Genomic DNA, 2,201 nt, shown 5'->3' on the forward strand with positions numbered 1-2,201 from the left:
GCGGAATTAACACCGCCTAAACTCGAAGATTGGCCGGATATTACCTGGGAAGCGGGGGAAAATACTCGTCGAGTCAATCTCGATACTGTCACGCAAGAAGAAGTTCAACAGTGGAAAACCGGCGAAACAGTGCTTCTGTCAGGGAAAATCTTGACCGGTCGAGATGCAATGCATAAACGCTTGCAAGGCATGATCGAACGAGGGGAAAGCCTACCTGACGGTGTGGATCTAAAAGGGAAATTCATCTATTACGTTGGCCCAGTTGATGCGGTAGGCGATGAAGTCGTTGGCCCAGCTGGCCCAACAACGGCGACACGCATGGATAAATTCACGGACTTGATGCTCAACGATGTCGGCATCATGGGCATGATAGGTAAAGCTGAGCGCGGCCCTGCAACGGTTGAGTCAATCAAAAAACACAAAGCCGTTTATCTAATGGCTGTTGGTGGCGCGGCATATCTTGTTTCGAAAGCGATTAAGAAAGCACGAGTGGTTGCGTTTGAAGATCTCGGTATGGAAGCTATTTACGAATTTGATGTTGAAGACATGCCTGTCACTGTAGCTGTTGATTCGACCGGTGCGAATGCCCATCAAATTGGTCCTGATACTTGGAAAGTGAAAATTGCGGAAGCGGAATCTTCGAAGTAAAAGACTTTCTTAGTTTTAAGACTTTGACAAAACGTTGACCTAATGAAGAAAATATAACGCTGGTGTGGTGTTGACCACACCACAACGCAGTATACTCTCACGGTCATTTAAGGAGACTAGCGTGCCTCGATTTATTCAGATTTTACAGATTGCCATTGCGGTCGTAGTGGGTAGCTTTCTAGGCTACGACTTGATTTTACATGGCATTAGTATTTTTGACGTCAAATACGTCACCATCACTTGTGTCTTGTTCGTAATGCTAGAATTAGCTTTGTTTGTCATCTACAAGCTTATAGAAGACGATTAGCCTAATATATAAGTACATTGTTTCTAAAGCCTCTGAGTGTTTTCAGGGGCTTTTTTGTTCATCTAAGATTAAGATTGATTCAATTAAAGTAGCGGAAAGTCATAAAAAGAGAGAATAAATGAAAAAGTTGACTAGAGAAGTGAACGATTTTATCTATCGGAGTATGGACTCCCATGTTCGTATTGCTGTTACTGGATTATCACGAGCAGGTAAAACAGCGTTCATTACTTCTATGGTAAATCAATTATTGCACACGTCGACCCATGATAATTTGCCACTGCTCAAGTCAACCCGTGACAAACGTATTATTGGCGCAAAGCGAGTCCCGCAAAGCAATATGATGGTTCCAAGATTTGCCTACGATGAAGCTATTGCCCAGTTAGACTCAACGCCACCTCAATGGCCAGAGCCGACTCGAGATGTCAGTGAAATTAGGTTGGCTATCAAGTACAAGCCAATGAAACGGCATAAAAAACTTCTCAGTTCTACGGCGACCTTATATTTGGATATTATTGATTACCCAGGAGAGTGGCTACTTGATCTCCCCCTTCTCGATATGGACTTTCATCAATGGTCTACGTCCCAATTTGCCGCTCTCAAGGGTAAAAGAAAAGAGTTGGCTCGACATTGGCTTGATAGATTAGATGCGCTAGACGTAATGGCCGAAGTCGATGAAAAACAGCTAGAGTTGATTTCTAATGCCTACACTGAGTATTTGCATAAATGCAAAAAAGAAGGGCTACATTGGGTGCAACCGGGTCGATTTATCTTACCAGGCGATCTCGCAGGGGCACCGGTTTTACAGTTTTTTCCATGTCGATTCGATTCCAGTGCGAAAACGCCCAAAAACAGTCATTTAGAGATGTTGATACAGCGCTATCAGCAGTATCAGAAAAATGTCGTTAAGGATTTCTATAAGCAGTACTTTTCGACGTTTGATCGCCAGATAGTGCTGGTCGATTGTTTGTCGCCTTTAAATACCAGTCATGAAGCGTTTAATGACATGAGCGGAGCCCTAGAGCAAATAATGCAAAGCTTTCGATATGGGCGTAACGGTCTGTTAAAGCGACTATTTTCGCCTAAGATCGATAAGATTTTGTTTGCGGCAACCAAGGCTGATCACGTCACGCCGGAGCAGCACCCTAACTTAGTCTCCTTGTTACAGCAGCTTGTTCACCCGGCTTGGCAAAGTGCCGCGTTTGAAAATGTTGATATGAGTTGCATGGCGATGTCATCAATACAAGCA

3 protein-coding genes are annotated in these 2,201 nt (G+C 43.8%); all 3 read left to right on the top strand.

Going from position 1 to position 2,201, the window contains the following annotated elements; genetic code table 11:
- Nucleotides 1-648, top strand: a 648-nt coding sequence (locus ACP45E_RS20890; RefSeq protein ID WP_198927776.1) for a fumarate hydratase C-terminal domain-containing protein, incomplete at its 5' end; no start/stop codon positions are given.
- A gap of 121 nt (nucleotides 649-769) precedes the next feature.
- Nucleotides 770-955 (top strand): hypothetical protein, encoded by a 186-nt coding sequence (locus tag ACP45E_RS20895; RefSeq protein ID WP_017034420.1) that lies wholly within the window; start codon nucleotides 770-772, stop codon nucleotides 953-955.
- Nucleotides 956-1,073: 118 nt separating this feature from the next.
- On the top strand, nucleotides 1,074-2,201 hold a 1,128-nt coding region (locus tag ACP45E_RS20900), incomplete at its 3' end, for a YcjX family protein (protein ID WP_069585499.1).

The organism is Vibrio genomosp. F10 str. 9ZD137 (assembly GCF_049974785.1).
Classification (GTDB): Bacteria; Pseudomonadota; Gammaproteobacteria; order Enterobacterales; family Vibrionaceae; genus Vibrio.